Source organism: Metabacillus rhizolycopersici, from assembly GCF_020075705.1.
The window spans coordinates 1-351 of record NZ_JAIQUM010000299.1 but is presented as its reverse complement, the minus strand read 5'-3'; the positions used below and the strand labels follow the sequence as shown (position 1 = coordinate 351).

The window sequence follows — 351 nt, the reverse complement described above, 5'->3', positions numbered from 1 at the left end:
CATGGTCGAAGACCTCCTGGTATATATGTTTTTGTCCTTTTCGCTGGCCAGCTTTTGGACACTCATATCATACCAAGAGGTTTATTTTTTGTTCAAACCTCATTTTTCTTCATTACAGGAATGCTGCTAGTTAGCAGAAGAAGATTCCAAAGGATCGAATGAATGCTCTATACAAATTCAGTTAACATAATGAAGCATTATCGGCAATCAAAAAACCCCTTAGATTGAGGTGACCCCTAAAAGTTAGAGTTTTATATTAAGCAGCTAATTGGCTGGTATGAATCCGGTATTGAACGGGACTCATGCCTGCCAATTTTTTCTTTATACGCTTGATATTATAATACTCTATAT

At 36.5% G+C, this 351-nt stretch carries 1 protein-coding gene; it reads right to left on the bottom strand.

Going from position 1 to position 351, the window contains the following annotated elements; translation table 11 throughout:
- Window positions 1-256: 256 nt before the first annotated feature.
- On the bottom strand, window positions 257-351 hold a 95-nt coding region (locus tag K9V48_RS28735), incomplete at its 5' end, for an IS3 family transposase (RefSeq protein ID WP_224141067.1).